Origin of the sequence: Erwinia pyrifoliae DSM 12163, from assembly GCF_000026985.1 — a bacterium.
Taxonomy (GTDB): domain Bacteria; phylum Pseudomonadota; class Gammaproteobacteria; order Enterobacterales; family Enterobacteriaceae; genus Erwinia; species Erwinia pyrifoliae.
On record NC_017390.1, the window covers coordinates 2,829,331 to 2,851,650 of the forward strand.

Annotated in this window: 20 protein-coding genes; 11 read left to right on the forward strand and 9 right to left on the reverse strand. The window is 56.8% G+C overall.

Annotation, left to right across the window (positions count from 1 at the left end; all coding sequences use genetic code 11):
- Positions 1 to 19: 19 nt before the first annotated feature.
- Both ybbP and ybbA read right to left on the reverse strand, forming a co-directional pair.
- The gene (ybbP, locus tag EPYR_RS12865; protein ID WP_012668820.1) at positions 20 to 2,437 is read right to left on the reverse strand and encodes a putative ABC transporter permease subunit YbbP; all 2,418 of its coding nucleotides are present in this window, start codon (positions 2,435 to 2,437) and stop codon (positions 20 to 22) included.
- On the reverse strand, positions 2,434 to 3,120 hold the full coding sequence (gene ybbA, locus EPYR_RS12870) for a putative ABC transporter ATP-binding protein YbbA (RefSeq protein WP_012668821.1): 687 nt from the start codon (positions 3,118 to 3,120) through the stop codon (positions 2,434 to 2,436). Before ybbA ends, ybbP begins: the two co-directional genes overlap by 4 nt.
- Here ybbA and tesA point away from each other — a divergent pair.
- From tesA to EPYR_RS12895, 5 genes are all read left to right on the forward strand, one after another.
- Positions 3,088 to 3,741 (forward strand): multifunctional acyl-CoA thioesterase I/protease I/lysophospholipase L1, encoded by a 654-nt coding sequence (gene tesA / locus EPYR_RS12875; protein ID WP_014539258.1) that lies wholly within the window; start codon positions 3,088 to 3,090, stop codon positions 3,739 to 3,741. The genes ybbA and tesA overlap by 33 nt on opposite strands.
- Positions 3,742 to 3,848: 107 nt before the next feature.
- The gene (locus EPYR_RS12880; RefSeq protein ID WP_012668823.1) at positions 3,849 to 4,622 is read left to right on the forward strand and encodes an SDR family oxidoreductase; all 774 of its coding nucleotides are present in this window, start codon (positions 3,849 to 3,851) and stop codon (positions 4,620 to 4,622) included.
- Positions 4,623 to 4,691: 69 nt separating this feature from the next.
- A complete protein-coding gene (locus tag EPYR_RS12885; RefSeq protein WP_012668824.1) occupies positions 4,692 to 5,549 on the forward strand; it encodes a co-chaperone YbbN in 858 nt (285 codons plus the stop codon).
- Between the two features lie 131 nt (positions 5,550 to 5,680).
- On the forward strand, positions 5,681 to 6,595 hold the full coding sequence (locus EPYR_RS12890; RefSeq protein WP_004156457.1) for an SPFH domain-containing protein: 915 nt from the start codon (positions 5,681 to 5,683) through the stop codon (positions 6,593 to 6,595).
- Positions 6,595 to 7,047, forward strand: a complete 453-nt coding sequence (locus tag EPYR_RS12895; RefSeq protein WP_012668825.1) for an NfeD family protein — start codon at positions 6,595 to 6,597, stop codon at positions 7,045 to 7,047. The genes EPYR_RS12890 and EPYR_RS12895 overlap by 1 nt, the downstream gene beginning before the upstream one ends.
- Here EPYR_RS12895 and cueR read toward each other — a convergent pair.
- Positions 7,044 to 7,454 (reverse strand): Cu(I)-responsive transcriptional regulator, encoded by a 411-nt coding sequence (gene cueR / locus EPYR_RS12900; protein WP_012668826.1) that lies wholly within the window; start codon positions 7,452 to 7,454, stop codon positions 7,044 to 7,046. The genes EPYR_RS12895 and cueR overlap by 4 nt on opposite strands.
- 95 nt (positions 7,455 to 7,549) lie before the next feature.
- On the opposite strand from cueR, the gene copA reads away from it, so the two are divergent.
- From copA to ybaK, 3 genes are all read left to right on the forward strand, one after another.
- Positions 7,550 to 10,057, forward strand: coding sequence for a copper-exporting P-type ATPase CopA (gene copA, locus EPYR_RS12905; RefSeq protein WP_012668827.1), 2,508 nt, complete (start codon positions 7,550 to 7,552; stop codon positions 10,055 to 10,057).
- Between the two features lie 79 nt (positions 10,058 to 10,136).
- Positions 10,137 to 10,940 (forward strand): TraB/GumN family protein, encoded by an 804-nt coding sequence (locus EPYR_RS12910; protein ID WP_012668828.1) that lies wholly within the window; start codon positions 10,137 to 10,139, stop codon positions 10,938 to 10,940.
- 179 nt (positions 10,941 to 11,119) lie between these two features.
- The gene (gene ybaK / locus EPYR_RS12915; RefSeq protein WP_012668829.1) at positions 11,120 to 11,602 is read left to right on the forward strand and encodes a Cys-tRNA(Pro)/Cys-tRNA(Cys) deacylase YbaK; all 483 of its coding nucleotides are present in this window, start codon (positions 11,120 to 11,122) and stop codon (positions 11,600 to 11,602) included.
- 58 nt (positions 11,603 to 11,660) lie between these two features.
- Here ybaK and EPYR_RS12920 read toward each other — a convergent pair whose 3' ends face one another.
- The gene (locus tag EPYR_RS12920) at positions 11,661 to 12,527 is read right to left on the reverse strand and encodes a LysR family transcriptional regulator (protein ID WP_012668830.1); all 867 of its coding nucleotides are present in this window, start codon (positions 12,525 to 12,527) and stop codon (positions 11,661 to 11,663) included.
- 89 nt (positions 12,528 to 12,616) lie between these two features.
- Here EPYR_RS12920 and EPYR_RS12925 point away from each other — a divergent pair, with 89 nt between their 5' ends.
- Complete coding sequence (locus EPYR_RS12925) at positions 12,617 to 13,066, forward strand: multidrug/biocide efflux PACE transporter (protein WP_012668831.1); 450 nt, start codon at positions 12,617 to 12,619, stop codon at positions 13,064 to 13,066.
- 121 nt (positions 13,067 to 13,187) lie between these two features.
- On the opposite strand, the gene ushA is transcribed toward EPYR_RS12925, so the two are convergent.
- Positions 13,188 to 14,891, reverse strand: coding sequence for a bifunctional UDP-sugar hydrolase/5'-nucleotidase UshA (gene ushA / locus EPYR_RS12930; protein ID WP_012668832.1), 1,704 nt, complete (start codon positions 14,889 to 14,891; stop codon positions 13,188 to 13,190).
- Between the two features lie 167 nt (positions 14,892 to 15,058).
- On the opposite strand from ushA, the gene EPYR_RS12935 reads away from it, so the two are divergent.
- Together EPYR_RS12935 and ybaL are read left to right on the forward strand one after the other, a co-directional pair.
- Positions 15,059 to 16,258, forward strand: a complete 1,200-nt coding sequence (locus tag EPYR_RS12935; protein WP_012668833.1) for an MFS transporter — start codon at positions 15,059 to 15,061, stop codon at positions 16,256 to 16,258.
- A gap of 288 nt (positions 16,259 to 16,546) precedes the next feature.
- Entirely contained in the window at positions 16,547 to 18,232 is a 1,686-nt protein-coding gene (gene ybaL, locus EPYR_RS12940; RefSeq protein WP_012668834.1) for a YbaL family putative K(+) efflux transporter, read from the forward strand.
- A 194-nt stretch (positions 18,233 to 18,426) separates the two neighbouring features.
- Here the strand turns inward: ybaL and EPYR_RS12945 are convergent, their stop codons facing one another.
- From EPYR_RS12945 to adk, 4 genes are all read right to left on the reverse strand, one after another.
- Positions 18,427 to 18,969 (reverse strand): P-loop NTPase family protein, encoded by a 543-nt coding sequence (locus EPYR_RS12945; protein ID WP_012668835.1) that lies wholly within the window; start codon positions 18,967 to 18,969, stop codon positions 18,427 to 18,429.
- Between the two features lie 227 nt (positions 18,970 to 19,196).
- Positions 19,197 to 20,501 carry an inosine/guanosine kinase gene (locus EPYR_RS12950; RefSeq protein ID WP_012668836.1) on the reverse strand — a complete coding sequence of 435 codons (1,305 nt, stop codon included), beginning with the start codon at positions 20,499 to 20,501 and terminating at the stop codon, positions 19,197 to 19,199.
- An 89-nt stretch (positions 20,502 to 20,590) separates the two neighbouring features.
- Positions 20,591 to 21,550 carry a ferrochelatase gene (gene hemH / locus EPYR_RS12955; protein ID WP_012668837.1) on the reverse strand — a complete coding sequence of 320 codons (960 nt, stop codon included), beginning with the start codon at positions 21,548 to 21,550 and terminating at the stop codon, positions 20,591 to 20,593.
- A 117-nt stretch (positions 21,551 to 21,667) separates the two neighbouring features.
- Positions 21,668 to 22,312 (reverse strand): adenylate kinase, encoded by a 645-nt coding sequence (adk, locus tag EPYR_RS12960; RefSeq protein ID WP_012668838.1) that lies wholly within the window; start codon positions 22,310 to 22,312, stop codon positions 21,668 to 21,670.
- Positions 22,313 to 22,320 lie beyond the last annotated feature (8 nt).

A 22,320-nucleotide genomic window follows, 5' to 3' on the forward strand; every position in this document is an offset into this window, starting at 1 on the left:
GCTTCACATCGCCCCGCCGTCAGCCCGCCTCATATCCCCGGAACAGCGCCCTGCCCTTCAGCAGACGCAAGCCCAGCCAGCCGCCGCACAGCGATAGCAGCAGCGCACCGGTTAACGGCAGCGCCAGCCACAGCATAAAGTCCGGCTGCCAAGGGAAGTCAAACACCTTGCGCTGTAATCCCCACAGCGCCACTTCAGCCCCGATGGTCGCCGCCGCGCCCGATACCACGCCAAGCAGTGCAAACTCGCACCACAGCGTGGCACGCAGCAACTTCTTGCTGGCACCCAGCGTACGGTACACCACCAGCTCCTGCCGCCGCTGGCGCATCCCGACCTGGATTTGTGCCAGCAACAGCAGCACGCCGCAGACAGTCACCAGTACCACCATGATCTCCAGCGCCTGACTCACCTGCGCCAGCACCTGGCCTATCTGACGCAAAATCGTGCCGATATCCAGCAGGCTTAAGGTCGGAAACTGGCGGTTAAGCTGCGCCAGCAGCGCGTTATCGTCATTGACGCGGAAGCTGGTCAGCCAGGTCTGCGGCTGGTTATCGAGCGCGCCAGGCGGGAAAATAATGAAGAAGTTTGGCCTGAGGCTCTCCCAGTCCACCCTACGCAGACTGCTAATTTTAGCGCTGAACTGCTGGGTATCTCCGGTAAAAGTCAGACTATCACCCAGTTTTACCCCCAGCCGCTCGGCCAGCCCCTGCTCGATCGAGACTTCCCCTTTTTGCGGCGGCCAGCTGCCTGCGGTCAGCGGATTGTGCTGCGGCAACGCTTTAAGCCAGGTCAGATTCAATTCACGGTTGAGTGATTCATCCTGTGCCGGATCTGCCGGCTGCTGATTAATAGCGGTCAGGCGCGCACGCACCACCGGATAGAAGGTTTCCGGCTGCACCTGATGCTGTTGCAGGAATGACGTCACCTGCGGCACCTGCCGTGCGGTGATATTTAGCAGGAAGTAGTTCGGGCTGTCCGGCGGCAGCTGCTGCTGCCACCTGTCCAGCAAATCGCCGCGCATCACCAGCAGCAGCGCCAGCAGCATAAACGACAGCGAAAATGCCGCCAGCTGGCTAAGGGTGGTCCACGGCTGGCGCAGCAGGCGGTTGACCGCCAGGCGAAATGCCAGGTTGCGCAGCGTCAGACGCCGCAGCAGCAACAGTCCGCCCCAGCCGATTGCCCCCAGCAGCAACGACAGCAGCACAATGCCAGCCACCAGCGCCCACAGCAGCTTGCTTCCTCCCACCAGCAGCGCCAGCAGGCCGATCACCACCAGCAGCATGGCCGGCAGATAAAACTTCAGCGGCCAGATATTCACCACCGCGTCACGGCGCAATACGCGCAGCGGCTGAGTGGCCAGCAGCAGGCGATACGGCCGCAGCCCGACCAGCAGTGAAATCGTCAATAAGGATCCCAGCGCCCACAGCCACGGCCAGCCGCTGGCGGCCGGTAGTTCCCCCGGCAAAACCGGGCGCAGCAGGGACAACAGCAAGGTTTCAAAACCCAGGCCAATGGCGCTACCGACCAGCCCTGCCAGCAGAAGCACCGCCAGCCACTGGCCAACGATCAGCTTTTGCAAGGCGCGGCGATTCGCGCCAAGCGTTTTCAACACCGCCACCAGATCGTATCGGCTGCGGCAATAGTGGTTCATCGCCACCGTCACGGCGGCAATCGCCAGCATCAGCGTCAGCAGGGCCGACAGCAGCAGGAACTGCTGGGCGCGCTGCATCGATTTACCCAGCGCGTCCCCGGAGTTTTCGACGCTGATCCAGCGTTGTTCCGGGGTAAGGCGTGATTCAATGTAGCTGTCATATCGTGCCAGCTGCGCCGGGCTGCCGGAGAATTTATAGCGCCAGGTCACCCGGCTTCCGGGCTGGACAGCGCCGGTTTTTTCCACATCGGCCAGGTTCATCAGCAGGCGCGGCGCGGTCTGGAACGGGTTAAAGCCCGCATCCGGCTCCTGAATCACTGCTCCGCTGATACGCAGCGTGGTATCACCCACTTCGAGGTTTTCCCCGGCTTTACGGTCGATCAGTTCAAGCAGGCGCGGCGCGGCCAGCACCGCGCCCGCTGCCGGTTTTAGCCCGGCTGGGGCGGTGGTCAGCTGGCCGTACATCGGGTAGAGACTGTCCACCGCCTTCACCGAGGCCAGCTGCGGCGTATCACCGGCAAAAGTCATGGTCATAAACGTTAGCTGCCGTCCGATTTGCAGCCCTTCGGCTCGCGCCTGTTCCAGCCATTGCGGCTGCACCTCGTGTGCGCTGCTTAAGGTGCGGTCACCGGCCATAAAGTCACGGCTTTGCTGCGTCAGCCCTTTTTCCATGCGGTCGCTGAGCGAGCCGAGCGCCAGCACGCAGGCCACCGCCAGCGTCAGCGCCAGCCAGACGATCAGCAGCGAGGGGGATTTCCACTCGCGCCAGAACCAGCGCCAGATCATGCTTCCTCCCACAGCTTGCCGTCACGCAGACGCAAACGCCGGTCACAGCGTGCGGCCAGCTGTTCATCATGGGTAACGAGGATCAGGGTGGTGGCGTGATCGCGGTTCATGCTGAACAGCAGATCGACGATACGATCGCCGGTTTTGCGGTCCAGATTGCCGGTGGGCTCATCGGCAAACAGCAGCGCCGGGCGGCCGTTAAAGGCGCGGGCCAGCGCCACGCGCTGCTGTTCACCGCCGGAAAGCTGGGCGGGCAGATGGCCGAGGCGCTCGCCCAGCCCAAGCTGGCCCAGCAGCGCAGCCGCCTGTTCACGACTCTGCCTGTCGCTCTCACCGCGCAGCAACGCCGGGAGCTGCACGTTCTCCTGGGCGTTGAGCGTTGGCACCAGCATAAACGACTGGAAGACGAAGCCGACATTCTGCGCCCGCAGCTCTGCGCGCTGCTCCTCATTCATCTGATGCAGCGGCTGGCCGAGCATCATCACTTCTCCCGCACTGCCGTCATCCAGTCCGGCCAGAATCCCCAGCAGGGTTGACTTGCCCGATCCCGACTCGCCGATCAGGGCAAGGGTTTCAGCCGGTTTGACAACCAGCTCAACTCCGGTAAGGATAGATAGCTGATGCTCCCCCTGACCGACGGACTTACTAAGATGATGAACTTCAAGAATGTTTTCCGCTGGCATTACCCGTTCCTGTTTTTAGTGGCTTTTATGACGCTGCGTGCGGCGGCGGCAGATACGCTGCTGGTGCTGGGCGACAGCCTGAGCGCCGGTTACCGCATGTCCGCCAGTGCCGCATGGCCCGCGTTACTCAATGAGAAATGGCAAAAATCCCCTGCTATCATTAACGGTAGCATAAGCGGCGATACTACGGCACAGGGACTGGCCCGACTTCCGGCGCTGCTGAAACAACATCAGCCGCGCTGGGTACTGATTGAGCTGGGGGGTAACGATGGGTTGCGTGGTTTCCCTCCGCAGCAGGTCGAGCAGGATTTGAATCAGGCCATTGCTCAAATCCAGGCGGCAAAGGCGCAGCCGCTGCTGATGCAGGTGCGGCTACCGGCCAACTACGGCAAGCGCTACACCGATTCATTTGCCGCCATCTATCCCAGACTGGCCAGTCAGCATGCGATCCCGCTGGTGCCGTTCTTTATGGAACAGGTCTACCTGAAGCCGGAATGGATGCAGGATGACGGCATTCACCCTAATCCGGTGGCCCAGCCTTTTATTGCCGATTTGATGGCAAAACAGCTGGCTTTCTTAGTTAAGCATCAGGCATCGGATAGCGTGGGGAATGATGGGTAATGAAATAGAGCACAAGACGTTGCCCCACTCTGACAAATAGCACATAAAAACCAGATTAGTTCTCAGTCCATTGCGATGAACCAGGTTTATTAAGAGCACAAAAAGTTATGCAAAAAAGTATCGTGATCACCGGCTGTTCCAGCGGGATTGGCCTGGTCGCAGCTAACGACCTGCTGCGCCGTGGCTACCATGTGATCGCCGGCTGCCGTAAACCCCAGGACGTGGAGCGGATGAACCAGCTGGGGTTCAGCGGTGTGCTGCTGGATCTTGATGATGCCGCCAGCGTTGCGCACGCGGCAGATGACATCCTCACGCTATGCGATGGCTGCCTGTCTGGCCTGTTTAACAACGGGGGATTCGGGCTGTATGGCCCGCTGCAATCGATATCACGTCAGCAGCTGGAACAGCAGTTTGCCACCAACCTGTTTGGCACCCACCAGCTTACCATGCTGTTACTGCCTGCCCTGCTGGCTTCGGGCAATGGGCGCATCGTCAATACCAGTTCGGTGATGGGGCTGATCTCCACGCCGAAACGCGGTGCCTACGCCGCCAGCAAATACGCGCTGGAAGCCTGGTCTGACGCGTTACGCATGGAGCTGCACGGCAGCGGGGTGCGCGTCAGCCTGATTGAGCCAGGGCCAATCAGCACCCGCTTCAGCAATAATGTTCAGCAGGCGCAGCAGGACAGGCCGGTGAAGAACCCGGGCATTGCCGCACGCTTTACCCTGCCGCCGGAAGCAATTTTGCCCAGGCTGCACCATGCGCTGGAGAGCCAGCATCCGCGCCTGCGCTATCCTGTGACCTTGGTCACATATGGCATCAGCCTGTTACGCCGTTTGCTGCCAGGCTGGATAATGGATCGTATTTTACGCCAGAATTAAGCGCCGAGCCTTGAAGCGCTACCTGCCGCCCCAATACAGTACTAAACTTACGTAAAAAGAGACGAATTGATGTCATCACAAGCGCAGATTGTCGAGATTAATGAAACTAACCTGCACCAGACGCTGGAACAGTCGATGCAGGTTCCCGTGCTGTTCTATTTCTGGTCAGAGCGCAGCCAGCATTGCCAGCAGCTGACGCCGCTGCTGGATCGTCTGGCGCAGGAGTACGCCGGTCAGTTTGTTCTGGCAAGGCTGGATTGTGATGCCGAACCGGCCGTGGCACAGCAGTTTGGTCTGCGTTCGATCCCAACCGTTTATCTGTTCCAGAACGGTCAGCCGGTGGACGGCTTCCAGGGGCCGCAGCCGGAAGAAGCGGTGCGCGCCCTGCTGGAAAAAGTGCTGCCGAAGGAAGAAGAGCTGAAGGCGCAGCAGGCCATGCAGCTGATGGACGAAAATAAACTGATTGAAGCCCTGCCGCTGCTGAAAGACGCCTGGGCGCTGAGCAAACAGCGCAGCGATATCGGTTTTCTGCTGGCTGAGGTTTTAATTGGCCTGAACCGCAGTGAAGAGGCCGAGGCGGTGCTTAACGTGGTGCCGTTGCAGGATCAGGACACGCGTTATCAGGGGCTGGTGGCACAGATTGACCTGCTGAAACAGGCGGCAGACACCCCGGAAATTCAGCAGCTGCAGCAGCAAATTGGGGCTGAACCTGATAATGCCGAACTGGCAACCCAGCTGGCTCTGCAATTTCATCAGGTCGGGCGTAATGAAGAAGCGCTGGAGCTGCTGTTCAGCCACCTGAAGCAAGACCTCACTGCTGCCGATGGTCAGGCGCGCAAAATGCTGCAGGAGATCCTAGCCGCGCTCGGTACCGGAGATGCGCTGGCAGCCAAATATCGCCGTCAGCTCTATTCCCTGCTCTACTGACAGCGGAATATGCACGAAAGGGTCTGCTGAGATCTATCGGGGCGAACCGCCGTTCAGGTTCGTCCGTCAACGCGGCCGTGAGGGAAAGCGACCGCTCCCGTACGTTAAATAACAATTTGGAGGTTATTTCTATGCTGACTGTTATCCCCGTCATTATCGTGCTGGCTCTGATTATCGTCTGGTCAGGGATCAAAATTGTGCCTCAGGGTTTTCAGTGGACGGTGGAACGATTTGGCCGCTACACCACCACCCTGCAGCCGGGTCTGAACCTGGTGGTACCGTTTATGGACCGCGTCGGCCGCAAAATTAACATGATGGAGCAGGTGCTGGATATCCCTTCCCAGGAGATTATCTCCAAGGATAACGCCAGCGTCACCATCGATGCCGTATGCTTTATTCAGGTGGTCGACCCGGCGCGAGCCGCCTATGAAGTCAGTAATCTGCAACAGGCAATCATTAACCTCACCATGACCAATATGCGTACCGTCCTGGGGTCGATGGAGCTGGACGAAATGCTGTCACAGCGTGATAACATCAATACCCGCCTGTTGCAGATCCTCGATGAAGCCACCAACCCCTGGGGCATCAAAATCACCCGAATTGAGATCCGTGACGTGCGCCCACCGGCGGAACTGATCGCCTCAATGAACGCGCAGATGAAGGCTGAGCGAACTAAACGGGCCGATATTCTTGAGGCCGAAGGCGTGCGCCAGGCAGCCATTCTGCGTGCCGAAGGCGATAAACAGTCGCAGATCCTGAAAGCAGAAGGCGAACGTCAGTCGGCGTTCCTTGCCGCTGAAGCGCGAGAACGTAGTGCGGAGGCAGAAGCCCAGGCGACCAAAATGGTCTCTGAAGCGATTGCCGCTGGCGATATTCAGGCCATTAACTACTTCGTGGCGCAAAAATATACCGATGCGCTGCAGCATATTGGCTCTTCCACCAACAGCAAAGTGGTGATGATGCCGCTGGAGGCCAGCAGTCTGCTTGGATCGATTGCCGGCATCGGCGAACTGTTAGGTGAAAGCAAACTGGAGCGTAAACGCTAATGTTTGACCCGCTGTTAGCAAATCCGTGGTGGTTATGGCTGACGCTCGGCGGTCTGCTGCTGGCAGCTGAAATGCTCGGCGCCAGCGGCTATCTGCTGTGGAGCGGCATCGCCGCCGTGTTGGTCAGCCTGCTGGTGTGGCTGGTGCCCTTGCCGTGGGAGTGGCAGGGGCTGAGCTTTGCCATACTGACTATTCTTGCCGCGCTGTGGTGGTATCGCTGGCTGAAAAGTCGCCAGCAGCGCCATCCGCCCTCCACGCTTAACCAACGCGGCCAGCAGCTGATTGGCCGCCAGCTAACGCTGGATGCCGCGCTGGTAAATGGTTTCGGCCATGTCCGGATCGGTGACGGTAACTGGCGCGTGCAGGCCGATGAAGATCTGCCGGCAGGCACGCAGATTACCGTGGTGGCGGTAGAAGGGATCACGCTGCGCGTGGTGGCGCGCAGCGTTTAACCGCCCTTACTATCGTGACAGCAGCTGGCCAGATGATTAATGATCGGGCAATCAGCACCGTCATCGCCAGGGCAGCTGGCGGCCAGTTCGAGCAGCTTCTGCCGCATCAGCTGTAGCTCGTTAATATGTAACGCGATCTCCGCCGCTTTCTTTAGCGTGCGCGCTTTCACATCAGCGCTATGGCGCGCCGGGTCATTGAACAAACTGACCATTTCCCGGCACTGTTGCAGATTAAAACCCACCTGGCGCGACTGGCGCAGCAGCGTCAGCTCCTCCAGGTGCTTCGCACTGTAGCTGCGATAGCCGTTTTCCATGCGCAACGGCGGCGTCACCAGCCCTTTCTCTTCATAAAAGCGGATTGCTTTGCAGGTCAGTCCGGTCTTTTTTGCCACGTCGCTGATGTTCATGGTTTCCCCTTGACCTTCCCCTTAATGGAAGGTTTAACCTCCATAAGTAATGTAAAAATCGCGCCGGGTCAAACCGGATCACCAGGAGAGATAATATGTCGCAAGTCACCCTACTGACGCTGGACGGATTGTCATGCGGACACTGCGTAAAACGGGTAAAAGAGGCGCTGGAACAGCGCGCCGACGTGGAGCAGGCAGAGGTCAGCATCGCTGAAGCACGCGTGAGCGGAAGCGCCAGCGCCGGGGCGCTGATCGCCACGGTTGCCGGAGCGGGCTATCACGCCAGCCTGGCTGAAACACCCGCGCGCCCAAAGGCTGACCCGCTGACAGACTCAGATATTCAGCCGGAAGCGCTGACAGCGGCCACCAGCGAGCTTCCGGCGCAACAAAGTGAAAGCGTCCAGTTACTGATTGAGGGTATGAACTGCGCCAGCTGCGTGAGCCGCGTTCAGAATGCGTTGCAAAATGTCCCCGGCGTCAGTCAGGCACGGGTCAACCTTGCACTGCACAGCGCGCTGGTGCTGGGCTGCGCGTTACCCGGCGCATTAATCGAAGCGGTCAGCCGCGCCGGATATGGCGCGGAAATCGTTGAAGATGAGACGGAAAGGCGCGAAAAACAGCAGCAAAGCGCGCAGGCGGCGGTAACACGTTTCCGCTGGCAAGCAACGCTGGCGTTAGCGCTGGGTGTTCCACTCATGGTTTGGGGGATGGGCGGTGGCAATATGATGCTTACCGCAGCCAATCGCGGCGGCTGGCTGGTGGCAGGCGTTCTGACCCTGCTGGTGATGATTGTTGCCGGCGGCCATTTCTATCGCAGCGCCTGGAACAGCCTGTTAAATCGCAGTGCCACGATGGATACGCTGGTAGCGCTGGGTACCGCCGCCGCCTGGCTCTACTCCATCACGGTGAATCTCTGGCCTGAGCTGTTCCCGATGGCGGCACGCCATCTCTATTATGAAGCCAGCGTGATGATTATCGGCCTGATCAATCTTGGCCATATGCTTGAGCAGCGCGCTCGTCAGCGCTCATCGCAGGCGCTGGAAAAACTGCTGGATCTCACCCCGCCCACCGCACGCGTGGTCACTGAAGGTGGCGAACAGCTTAGGCCACTCAGCGAGGTACAGCTGGGGATGACGCTACGCGTGATGACCGGCGATCGTGTGCCGGTAGACGGTACTATCGTGCAGGGAGAGGCCTGGCTGGATGAAGCAATGCTCACCGGTGAAGCCATCCCGCAGCTGAAATCGCCGGGCGATACCCTGCATGCCGGAACCGTGTTGCAGGACGGTAGTGTCCTGTTGCGTGCCGGGGCCGTCGGCAAAAACACCACCCTGGCGCGCATCATTCAGCTGGTGCGTCAGGCTCAGAACAGCAAGCCGGAAATCGGCCAGCTGGCGGATAAAATCTCTGCGGTATTTGTCCCGGTAGTGATGGCGGTCGCGCTACTGAGCGCTGCCGTCTGGTTTCTGTTCGGCCCGGCACCTCAGCTGGTTTACACCCTGGTGGTGGCCACTACCGTACTGATTATTGCCTGCCCCTGTGCGCTGGGCCTCGCCACACCGATGTCAATTATTGCCGGCGTTGGGCGTGCCGCCGAGTTCGGCGTGCTGGTGCGTGATGCCGATGCGCTGCAACGCGCCAGCACGCTGGACACGCTGGTTTTTGATAAAACCGGGACGCTGACCGAAGGCACGCCGCGCGTGGTCGAGGTTGTGCTGTTTAACCAGGCCGATCGCCAGACGGTGCTGCAACAGGCGGCTGCTCTGGAACAGGGCGCCAGTCATCCGCTGGCGCGCGCCATCGTCGCCCATGCCGGGCTGGCCACGCTGCCGGACGTTGAGCAGTTTCGTACCCTGGCGGGAAAGGGCGTGAGCGGCGTTCTCGACGGTCGCGCTCTGCTGCTGGGTAACGCAGCGCTGATGGCGCAGCAGCAGATTGCCACCGATGCCGTCTCAACGCAGATGTCACAGCTGGCAGCAAAGGGTGCCACTCCGGTACTGCTGGCGGCGGATGGCAAGATCGTCGCCCTGTTTGCCATTCGCGATGCGCTGCGCAAGGGGAGCGTGAGCGCGTTGCAACGCCTGCATCAGCGGGGTTATCGCTTGGTGATGCTGACCGGTGACAATGAAATAACCGCCAGTGCCATTGCTCGCGAGGCGGGAATCGACCGCGTGATTGCCGGGGTGTTGCCTGATGGTAAAGCCGCAGCCATTAGCGCCCTGCAACGGCAGGGGCAACGGGTAGCCATGATTGGCGACGGGATCAATGATGCTCCGGCGCTGGCACAGGCGGATGTGGGGATTGCCATGGGCGGCGGCAGCGATGTGGCGATTGAAACGGCGGCGATGACGCTGATGCGCCAGGATCTCAATGCCCTGGTGGATGGGTTAGCCATCGCCAAGGCCACGCTGCGCAATATGAAACAGAATCTGCTGGGCGCGTTTATCTACAATGCCTGCGGTATTCCGCTTGCTGCCGGCGTGCTGTATCCGCTAACCGGAACGCTGCTCAGCCCGGTCGTCGCCGGGGCAGCGATGGCGCTGTCCTCAATAACCGTGGTGAGCAATGCCAATCGCCTGATCCGCTATCGCCCACCGAAGTGACCGACGGCTCTGCGTTATTCCTGTCGGCCAGCCACCGTTCGCGTTAGCATAAGGGCAATAAGCGGAAAAGGGGAAGCATATGAGGACACTGATTTACAGGCTGCAGGTGCTGTGGCGGAGGCTACGCGCGGCAAGCTATCGTTACCCGGCTGTGGACATCACCCTGGGGCCGCGTCAGCTTCATCTGGTGGGCAGTATTCATATGGGGACGGGTAATATGATGCTGCTCCCGGCGCTACTGTTGGATCGGTTACAGCGCGCCGATGCGCTTATCGTTGAAGCGGATATCTCCGCTGGCGCTTCCCCCCTTAACAGAAGTGAAGAGTGCGCGCCGCTGGCGCAACGGCTGCCGGAGCAGCAGCTGCAACAGCTGCAACGCCTCTGTGAAGAGCTGGGCATCGATCCTCTGCGGGTTGATACCTTGCCCGCCTGGCAGATTGCGCTAACGCTGCAGGCGCAGCAGGCGCAGCGGCTCGGGCTACGTGCCGACTGCGGTATTGACTTACAACTGCTGCAGGCCGCACATGCGCGGTCGATAAAGGTTGTCGAACTGGAGGGGGCCGAGGCCCAGCTGGCGCTGCTGCAATCCCTGGCGGATAACGGCCTTGCGCTGCTGGAAGACACGCTAAAATACTGGCACACCAATGCCCGCCTGCTGCAAACGATGGTGAGCTGGTGGCTGGAAGCCCCACCGGGCAGCGGGAGGAAACTTGAGTTGCCCGGCACGTTCAGCAGCGGCCTGAATGATTTGCTGATGACCCAGCGTAACCTGCACTGGTGCCGCTTTCTTCAGCAGCTGCCGCCGGGCCGATACGTGGTCGCCGTTGGCGCACTGCATCTTTATGGCGAGGGGAACCTCCCCGGCCTGCTGAGCGGCGGCTAAAAAAAAAGGCCAATATCGCTATCGGCCATCAAATAAGGACATCATTATGATTTTAGTTATCGTTTCAGCGGTTAGCCGAAACGGGAGCCGATTGTCGCTTAAAGCGACATCATTCACCAGCGTTTTTATTCATCAATCGTTGATACTGTTAAGCGGCACATAACGGAAGGCCTGTACTTATGACACCTGCGGTAAAACTCCTTGAAAAACAGAAGGTCGCCTTTACACTGCACGCCTACGAGCATGACAGCAACGAAACCCATTTCGGCGACGAAGCGGTGCGCAAGTTAAATCTTGATGCCGCCCAGGTGTATAAAACCCTGCTAGTGGCGCTGAATGGTGATAACAAAACCCTGGCCGTCGCGCTGACTCCGGTAGACGCGCAGCTGGACTTAAAGCAGGTGGCTAAAGTGCTGGCGGCCAAAAAAGTGGAGATGGCCAACCCGCAGTTTGCTCAGCGCAGCAGCGGTTATCTGCTGGGTGGCATCAGCCCCATCGGCCAGAAGAAGCGCCTGCCGACGGTGATCGATGCTGGCGCGCAGCAGTTTGCCACCATTTACGTGTCAGGCGGCCGACGTGGGCTGGATATCGGGCTGGCACCGCAGGATCTGGCACAGCTGCTCAGCGCCCGCTTTGCCGATATCGCCATAGCCAAAAAATAATTCGGTCTGCTGTGCAAAAATGCAACGGCAGATCGAAGTGGGAAAGGGATAAGGGCGATTAATCAGGACGCTGGGCTATAAGCCGATCGATCATCCACTGTCCCGCCGGGCCGGGCGGTGAACACCTTGAGCTAATCACATCAACCTGAATATGTTGCGGCCAGCCCGCCACCGGCAGTTCGCGCAGCAGTTGATGACCAAACTGCGCGGTAAGCCAGCGCGGTAAGATACTCCAGCCGAACCCCTGTTCCGCCATCTCCAGTAATAGCGGATATGACGGCGCCAGCCACACCTTCCCGGCGGGTGCCGGCGTTTGCTCAACCCAGGTGTTTAACCGCAGCTGGCGGAGCTGGCTCAGTTCTGCTTCGCTGACCTGCTGCTGGTGCGCCAGCGGATGATCCTGATGCAGATAAATGGCCATTTGCGCCTTTACCTGCAGGTGCTGTACGTTGATGTCCGGCGGGTAGTGATGCTGCGCACGCAATACGCCGATATGCGCCCGGCCACTTTGCAGCAAATCGATCACATCTTCATCTTCCGCAATCATGCACTCAAACTCAATATCAGGATAACGACTGGCAAAACGTTGCAGCAGCAATGCATGGTGGTCAGCCTGCCAGAAGTCGGTGATCGCCAGCCGCAGACAGGGTTCCACCTCACCTGCCAGGCGCACTGCCAGCCTGTCCAGCTGCGCCGAGGCGCTCAGGATCTCTTTCACCTGCGCCAGCGCCCGTTGACCGTTTTCAGTCAGTACCGGGGTACGGGCGGTGCGGTCGAACAGGGTGAAACCCAGATCGCTTTCAAGATTCGCCACGGCGGTACTGATGGTTGACTGGCTTTTGCGCAGCGCGCGCGCCGCTGCGGAGAACGAGCCGCTTTCCACAGTCTGTACAAAAGCTTGCAGAGATTCCGGTGAATAACGCACTTATATATCGCTTTTATCGATGGATAGTCATTTCATCTTAGCAAATAAAGCGGTGAAAATAGCGCGATGAAAATAACAAGGAGGGCTATATGTCTGGCCGTACGCTAAAAGAACGTTTTTATCATGCTGCAGGCTTTGAATTACTGGCTATTCTGCTGGTGTCACCGCTGGCTGCCTGGGCAATGGGTAAACCCCTGTTTCAGATGGGCTTGCTGGCGATCGTGCTGTCGACGGTAGCGATGATATGGAACATGGTTTACAACGCTGGCTTTGACCGGCTGTGGCCGCGCGGCAAGGTACAGCGCGGACTGAAGTTGCGCATACTGCACGCACTGGGTTTTGAGGGCGGCTTTATCGCTATCGGCCTGCCGATTGCGGCCTCGATGCTGGGTATCACTTTGCGGCAGGCATTCCTGATTGAAGTCGCTTTCTTCCTGTTCTTCCTGCCGTATACGGTGGTTTATAACTGGTTGTATGACAAAGTCCGCGAACGGATCCTGAGATCACCCCGGCGGCAGGCGCAGAATAAACCGATTTAGTGGCGGACAAAGCCGCTGAACGCCCGGCACCCCGGCTCTGTCTGTTTATTCAGGGCGGCTCCCTTATTGGCGGGCCGCCCCTCCTGCTATCGATACATCCTGACAGGGATCTTGCCGGTTGCTAAGGCCGGGTCACCGATGCGTTATCGCCCGCTGCTGCCTTTGCTGCCGTATTAAGATACACAATTTCTTTGCCAGGCTGATAGTTTGCCGCGTTGAGAGGAGAATGGCTCTGAATATATTGTTTCAGGACTTCAGCATCGACAAAACCGGTATTAACGTAGCCCGGTCGCTTATCCACCGGCGGATAGCCGTCACCACCGGTGGCGTTAAAACTCAGCATCGCCATACGGTAGGTTTTATCCGCTAACAGCGGCTTGCCGTTAATTTTGATATGACTGACCCCGGAACCGTCGGCAACCAGGCTGACGCCGGAAAACTGCGCATATGCACCGGAATCCACCTGCTTATTGGCGACGACCGCAAGGTACTTTTCAATTTCGCTGCCTGTCATATCAACCCGGGTCACGGTATTACCAAATGGCTGCACCTTCAGCACATCTTTATAGGTGATGCTACCCGCTTCAATCGAATCACGCACCCCACCGCCGCTCATTAGCGCAAAGTCGGCGTGCGTGCGCTCTGTCAGGCCAGCCAGGATCAGGCGTGCCATATTGGTTTGCACAAAACGCACTTTACTACGGTCGCCTTCAAGGTGAGCGTTGACGCTGCCAATTTTGACACCAAGCTGCGCTTCACCCTTCTTCTGGAATGGCGTCAGTAGTTTTTGTACCCCTGGGTTTTTGGCAATTTCAGCCGTGTAGTTCACCCAGCGGGTGTTGCCGTCAGCATCCTTAACCTGATGCTTCAGATTGATCGGCACCAGCTGATAGTTAACCAGCGTCAGCGTGCCATTACGGAAAGTGAAGTCGGCACGGCCAATATATTTGCCCCACTCATGAGCCTGCACGATCCAGGTACCATTCTGACGATCCGGCGTACAGGGGCTGCCCGGCACATAATCCACCTGTTTCAGATTTTCTTTGGCCATGCATACCGGATCCTGCGAATGTCCACCGACGATCATATCCAGGTAGCCTGCTGGCAGTGCGCGCGCCATTTCTACGTCGCCCGGCGCGTTAGAACCGTGCTGGCCGTTGTCGTAGTGACCCATATGCGTTGCGGCAATGATCACGTCCGGTTTTTCGTTTTTACGCAGCTCTTCGACCACCGTTTTGGCTTCTGTCGCTGGTTTACGGAACTGGATATCGTCAAAATATTCCGGATTGCCGATCCTGGCCGTATCATCGGTCGTCAGGCCGATGACGGCAACTTTCAGGCCCATGCGGTTGAAAAGTGCATAAGGCTGGAACAGACGTTTGCCGGTGCTTTTCTGATAGATATTGGCCGAGAGTAGAGGGAACTTCGCCCATTTCTGCTGCTGGCGCAGTACCGAAAGCGGGTTATCAAACTCATGATTGCCAATCGCCATCGCATCGTAGCCAATCATATTCATTGCGCGAAAATCCGGTTCAGCATCCTGCAAATCGGACTCCGGCACGCCGGTATTGATGTCCCCTCCGGAGAGGATCAGCGTTGCGCCGCCATGAGTCTGCACCTCGGTACGGATCTGATCCATCATGGTTTTCTGCGCGGCCAGGCCATATTCATCATGCACGTTAGGCCAGAAACGGCCGTGGTGGTCGTTGGTATGCAGCACGGTAAATTTGTAGGTCCGGTCTTTTTGCCACGCCTGTGCCATCAACGGCGTGCTGCATAACGCAACCGCCAGAACTCCGACAAGACTTCTTTTGAACATTGCCACTCGCTTCTCCTTGTTAAATCCCCGAAAGGTGAAAATGATTTGTTTTTATGACGTCCGGCTGATTATGCAGCAGGAATGCTACTAAAAGGTCATCGCTCTGTCTTATATTGTTGCAAATTGGCGAGTGACAGGCACTCAACAACCCTAACTTGATGACAGGAACGATAATGACAGGCGTCCATACTCCCCTTCCGCCAGAGATACCGGTTAAGCGTACCTCTTTTGGCGTACTCAGTGCGATAAGCGTTGCCCATTTGCTCAACGATATGATTCAGGCGCTCATTCTGGCGATCTACCCCCTGCTACGGGAAGATTTTTCACTCAGCTTTGTGCAGATTGGTTTGATCACCCTGACTTATCAACTGACTGCTTCACTGCTTCAGCCGCTGATTGGTCATTTTACCGATAAACATCCGCAGCCGTGGTCGCTGCCTGTCGGGATGGGCTTTACACTCTGCGGCGTGATACTGCTGGCGCTGGCCAGTCATTATACGATGATTTTACTGGCGGCAGCGCTGGTCGGTAGCGGCTCCTCGGTGTTTCACCCGGAATCCTCGCGGGTGGCTCGTATGGCCTCCGGCGGGCGTCATGGCCTGGCGCAATCGCTGTTTCAGGTCGGCGGTAATCTTGGTACTTCGCTTGGCCCGCTGCTGGCGGCGCTGATTATTGCCCCATACGGTCGAGGCAACCTTGGCTGGTTCTCGCTGGCGGCCCTGCTGGCTATTGTGGTATTGCTGCAGATTGGTCGCTGGTATCAGACGCAGCATGTAGCCGCCAAACCCCCTGCTTCCGCAGCCATCCATGCGTTACCACGCCGTCAGGTGGCGTACGCGATGGCCATTCTGCTGGTGCTGGTGTTCTCCAAATACTTTTATCTCACCAGTCTGAGCAGCTTCTATACCTTCTACTTAATGCATAAATTCGGCCTTTCGATACAGAATGCGCAGTTACATCTGTTTGTCTTTCTGTTTGCCGTAGCGGCAGGGACAATCGTTGGCGGCCCGGTAGGCGACAAAATCGGCCGTAAGCGCGTGATTTGGGCATCCATTCTCGGCGTGGCTCCTTTTACCCTGCTGCTGCCTTATGCCAACTTAGAGTGGACCGGAGTCCTGTCGGTGGTGATTGGCCTGGTACTGGCTTCGGCTTTTTCCGCCATTCTGGTCTATGCCCAGGAACTGATGCCTGGTCGTATTGGCATGGTTTCCGGTCTTTTTTTCGGTTTTTCATTCGGCATGGGCGGGCTGGGTGCCGCCTTACTCGGCGTGGTGGCCGATCGCCACAGCATTGAGCTGGTCTATCAAATCTGCGCTTACCTGCCTTTACTCGGAATCCTCGCAGCTTTCCTGCCTGATAACCGCCATAAATAGCCCTTCCACGCTGCTATTGACTGTAATTAGCAGCGCACAGTTCACCCGCGACGTCTGGCTCTCCAGCTGATAAGTGGGAAAAAGCACACTCTTCGACGAACTTATCTGAATAAATGATGTTTTTTGTCATTATCACCCATAATGACAAGCGCGAGCTGGCAATATGCCATACACTTAAAAACTACGTTCAGAACCATTTACGCTCCGTATAACTCGGGTAGCAGGAAAACGGCAGACTCTCCTTGAGTAACCCGATGAATAGCGAGTGTGCAAATAAAGGAGACAGGCATGCACCACACCACCCCGCTTATCACCACCATTGTGGGAGGCCTGGTACTCGCCTTCCTGTTTGGTATGCTGGCCAACCGCCTGCGCATCTCTCCTTTAGTCGGCTATCTGCTGGCCGGCGTGCTGGCCGGGCCTTTTACACCGGGTTTTGTCGCCGATACTAATCTGGCACCGGAACTGGCCGAGCTGGGTGTGATCCTGCTGATGTTCGGGGTTGGTCTGCACTTCTCATTGAAAGACCTGATGGCAGTCAAGTCGATCGCTATTCCCGGTGCGGTGGTGCAAATCGCCGCCGCCACCCTGCTGGGAATGGGGCTGTCGTGGGCGATGGGATGGCCAACGATGACCGGCCTGGTGTTTGGTCTTTGTCTTTCAACCGCCAGTACCGTGGTGTTACTGCGCGCGTTGGAAGAGCGACAGTTAATAGACAGTAAACGCGGACAGATCGCTATCGGCTGGCTGATTGTTGAAGATCTGGTGATGGTGCTGGCGCTGGTGCTGCTGCCTGCCGTTGCCGGACTGTTTGAAGAGGGTAATGCCAGCGTCACGATGGTGCTGTTCGACCTGCTGATCACCATCGGCAAAGTGGTGGCGTTTATGGTGCTGATGATGGTGGTGGGGCGACGCGTGGTGCCTTGGATACTCGCGCGTAGCGCTGCAACCGGCTCCCGCGAGCTGTTTACCCTGTCGGTGCTGGCTCTGGCGTTGGGCATTGCCTTTGGCGCGGTGGAGTTCTTTGATGTCTCCTTTGCCCTTGGCGCTTTCTTCGCCGGAATGGTGCTCAACGAGTCAGAGCTGAGCCACCGTGCCGCACACGATACGCTCCCGCTGCGGGATGCCTTCGCGGTGCTGTTCTTTGTCTCGGTGGGGATGCTGTTTGACCCAATGATCCTTGTCCAGCAGCCGCTGGCGGTGCTGGGCGCGCTGTCGATTATCGTTTTCGGCAAATCACTGGTTGCGCTACTTCTGGTGCGCTTGTGTGGTCACTCCAGGCGCACGGCCCTGACCATCTCGGTGAGTCTGGCGCAGATTGGTGAATTTGCTTTTATTCTCGCCGGGCTGGGCATATCGCTCAACCTGCTGCCAGAAAGTGGTCGTAATCTGGTGCTGGCAGGTGCCATTCTGTCGATTATGCTTAATCCCATCCTGTTTTCCCTGTTGGAGCGCTATCTGCTCAAAACGGAAAATCTTGAAGAGCAAACGTCAACAGTGGCGGATGAAGACGAGAAGCAAATCCCTGTCGATCTCTGTCATCACGCGATTATTGTTGGCTTCGGCCGCGTAGGCAGCCTGCTGGGCAGCCAGCTGATGGCGGCCGACATTCCTGTCGTGGTGGTGGAGAACAGCCGTGCGCGGGTTGAAGCTTTACGTGAACGGGGGATCACGGCGGTGCTGGGCAACGCGGCGCGCGGCGATATTATGGATCTGGCACGTCTTGACTGCGCCCGTTGGTTGCTGCTGACCATTCCTAATGGCTACGAATCTGGTGAGATCGTTACCGCCGCACGAGAAAAACGCCCCAAAATAGAGATTATCGCCCGCGCCCACTATGACGACGAGGTTATATATATTGAGGAGCGCGGTGCCGATCGGGTGGTTATGGGCGAACGCGAGATCGCCAATAGCATGCTGAATATTATATTGCTGCCGCTGAAGGACGAAAAACCGGCCGCGCGCCCGATTTAACGTCACGGGGTGCGGTTGAGGGGGCTGCATGGTAAGCCGGTCTGGCCCTCGATAAATATCGGTTAAGAGTTAATGGAAGCAGCTGGCTATTTGCGCCCCCCGGCCTTTCATTGCGGCATCAGCAAGTTCTTATTTGATGAAATGGATCTTACTTTGAACGTCATGATTTTGTTTAACGCCCTTGAAAAAATACGTTAATCCAACGGCAACAAACTTCTACACTGAACAGAATGTAAATTCGGGCGCCTGGTGCCGATTGTTTTTTGCTTTTCTGCTTCTACCGCATGAATTCTTTGCTTCAGTTCATTTCTGAACCTATCAATCGAATATTTCTTTTGTATCGTGCTTTTTGTTTCTGCACCTGAATACGATTGACTTGCGCACAACACAAGATACTGAGTCGGGGCATGTCCTTGATTACAATCCATTTTATCAAGCCAGCTCAACACGTTAGCTGAAGGATCAGAAGCTATTGATAATAAAAATATATCTTTAAGAATTACCGTTTTCTTTTCTAAGACTTTACTGCCACTATTCAGCAGAATACGATATACGTGACTTATTTGATCGGAAATTTCATGCGGTTGTGATTTCTCCTCTGAATTCTTCACATTATTCAGACAGCTTAGCAGATTGGAAAACGTGACCTTCCCTTTTCGCGTTGAATCACTGCTTAGTTTATTAATCAGATCATGACAACTTGGTGAAAGTCGCCAATATTCCGTAATACCCCTCATAACAGCTCCTTTTTACGATACGGTGTGGTTCCACCAGTAAGAAACTTATGCTAAATAAATTAAAGTCGGTATCAAAGCCAGAAAACGACTTTATTTGACGCCAGCCGTATTGAGATAAAAGCCAGCAACTTCAACGTGGGAAGTTCAGATATGCGAAAGTAGCTAACCGTCGTCTTTGCAGGGGGGAGTACAGGAGGCTATCTGTTTCCTGTACACAGAGATGCGGCTTAGCGTTCCCAGTACGACTCTTCCAGACTGTCTTCCCGCTCAGGCAAACCACGCGTAAGACGTGGGGAGTGCTGGTTAAGCACCTGATAACTTACGCGGTTGGCGTATTTACATACCTGCGCCAGTGACGAATAGGTCAGATAGCTGCGTGCGTGTTTACTGGAGTTAGGTACGTTAGTACGGTGGAAATTATTCGCTGAGATATCATGCAGCAGCGCCGCCAACGCACCATCGCCAGCTCCGTTGGTGTTCATGATTTTTTCCGGCCCGCCCATATATGGGGCAATGTGGGAAAAAATCCGCAACGGCTGGCTACAGTCCTGATAGCGCATTGCGCGACTGAATTCATACTGGTTAAATTCAGGGATCGCCCCCGGTAAGAGCGGATGCTGGGTGGCACGTTTACCAGAATCTTCAGTAAATGCGGCCATATACAGCCCGTTCGGACCAGCAGTACACAGTACCAGGTCGACCCAGTCGAGGGTCATGTTCGCCGCCTGAAGCGGATCGCGTTCGCCGGTCAGCTCAAAAGCTTCATCCTCATTCATCGCCACCACGGAAACGTGATCGCGGATGAAATCACGCCAGAACTGCGGATTATCCGCAATCACATATTTGGTACCCAGCGTCAGTACCACCGGCACGTTATACTTTTTCGCCCATTCAATCGCCTGCATGGTGGCGAGCGGCATCGGCTCCCCAGGGTTGCAACGCAGCAGATAAGAGGTCAGTACCAGCGCTGAAGCGCCGGCAATCACCTCTTCGGGAATGCTCTGCGGCCGCAGCTGATTCATCATGCCCGGGTTGATAGCAAAGGTGCGTTCACCGTTTTCATTAATCAGCGTAAAACAACGACCGATAGCCCCATCAACTCCCTGCAAATAGTTCAGGTCAGTGCGACTGGAGGTATTGCACAGATAGCGGTAAGCGTAGCCGCCAATCTGCACGTTGTTACACATCACACCGAGTAGCACCGAGCGGTCATCCGCCAGCACCGAGTAGTTATGCAGGGTGTTACCAATGGTGCCGCCGGCAAACTGGTGGCCGATCAGCTTACCGCGCTGCAGTTCGCCGTACAGCGCTTCGGCAACATCATCTGCAATGACCAGCGAATGGCCGATACTTAGCCCGTAACGGCTGACAAATTCGTCATCCACTTTTGCTTCAATATCGACCAGGATCTGATCGATACCGACGATCCAGCTTCTGGCGGCCTCGTTTTCGGGCTGTACAGGTTGCAGCAGCGGATCGCGCTCGCTGACGGGAAAGTAATGTTTGGATTTACGTTGACCGGGGAATTTCATAATTGCGGATTGCTGGCAGGGAAACAGGGCGCAATGATAACACAATTGCGCCCGATGAGGACTCCCCAGACGGGAGCTGCCCCGAATGCTTAGCGGTACTGATTCACCAGCTCAAGCATCATGGTGATATGGGCTTCGTCATCGTTCAGCGCCGGTATGTATTCAAAGCGCGTGCCGCCCGCATGCAGGAAGATTTCCCGGTTCTCTCCGTTGATTTCTTCCAGGGTTTCCAGGCAGTCAGCGGCGAAACCGGGGCTCATAATCTGTACATGCTTTACGCCCTTAGCGGGCAGCGCCTTCATGGTTTCATCCGTGTAAGGCATCAGCCAGGGTTCACGGCCAAAGCGCGACTGGAAAGTCAGCATCGCTTCGTCGCTGCCAAGCCCCAGAGACGCTTTCAATGCGTCAAAGGTTTCGTAGCAGCGCTGCGGATAATCGTCGCCTTCGTTAGCAAAACGCTGTGGAATGCCGTGGAATGACGTCACTAACAGATCCGGCTTGCCGTGCTGCGCAAATGAACGCTCTACTGAAGCTTTCAATGCGGCAATGTACGCCGGATGTTGTGCATAGTCGCGAATAAAATGGACTGACGGCAGGCTACGGTAACCGGCAAATACCTCGGTAATACCATCCCATACCGCCGCAACGGTGGAACAGGAAAATTGCGGATAAAGCGGCAGTACAATAAGCCGGGTGACACCTTCTGCCATCAGGCTGTCGATGGCACTCTTAAGGCTTGGGTTACCGTAGCTCATGCCCAGCGCCACAGGCATGTCCAGCCTTGCTGCCAGGGCGCTGCGCTGCCGCTGGCTATAAACCATCAGCGGTGACCCCTCATCCATCCACACCGAAGCGTACAGTTTTGATACGCGCGGTGAGCGGATAGGCAGAATACCGAAATTCAGCAGCGGCCACCATAGCCAGCGTGGCGCATCAACCACGCGCTTGTCGCTGAGGAACTGCTTCAGATAACGTTTTACCGCTGGGGTGGTTGGGGCATCAGGCGTGCCTAAATTCACCAGCAGCACGCCAGGTTTATCTTGCCTCATTGCTATTCCTTGATTTAGTGACAGGGTCAGTGATGTAAACCTGACCTATTTTAGCGGAAAAAGGCGGGAGTGGAACCGATTGGTGCAATTGAGCCAGGAGGAGCCTGGCTCACAGCTTTAACCGAGAATACTTGCCAGTTCGGCGCTGACTTCGGTCACCTTACGCGTACCATCGATTTTATGGTAGGCCGTATTTCCCGCCTCCGCTTCCTGGCTGTAGTAAGCAATCAGCGGAGCCGTCATCTGATGATATTCCACCAGCCGTTTACGCACGGTTTCTTCCTGGTCGTCCTTGCGCGTGGTTAGCTCTTCGCCGGTCACGTCATCTTTGCCTGCCTCTTTCGGCGGGTTGAAGGTAACATGGTAAACCCGACCCGATGCTGCGTGCACCCGGCGACCCACGATACGCTCAACGATCAGTTCGTCCGGCACATCAAATTCCAGCACGTTGTCGACCTTGATGCCCGCTTCCTTCATGGCATCAGCCTGGGGAATAGTGCGCGGGAAACCGTCCAGCAGGAAACCATTGCGGCAGTCTTCCTGAGCGATACGCTCTTTGACCAACGCGATAACCAGTTCATCGGTAACCAGCTTACCGGCGTCCATAATCTCTTTGGCTTTCTGACCCAACTCTGAACCGGCTTTAACCGCGGCGCGCAGCATGTCACCCGTGGAGATTTGCGGGATACCGTATTTCTCCATAATGAACTGAGCCTGAGTCCCCTTTCCAGCACCCGGAGCCCCGAGCAGAATAATACGCATTGCGTAAA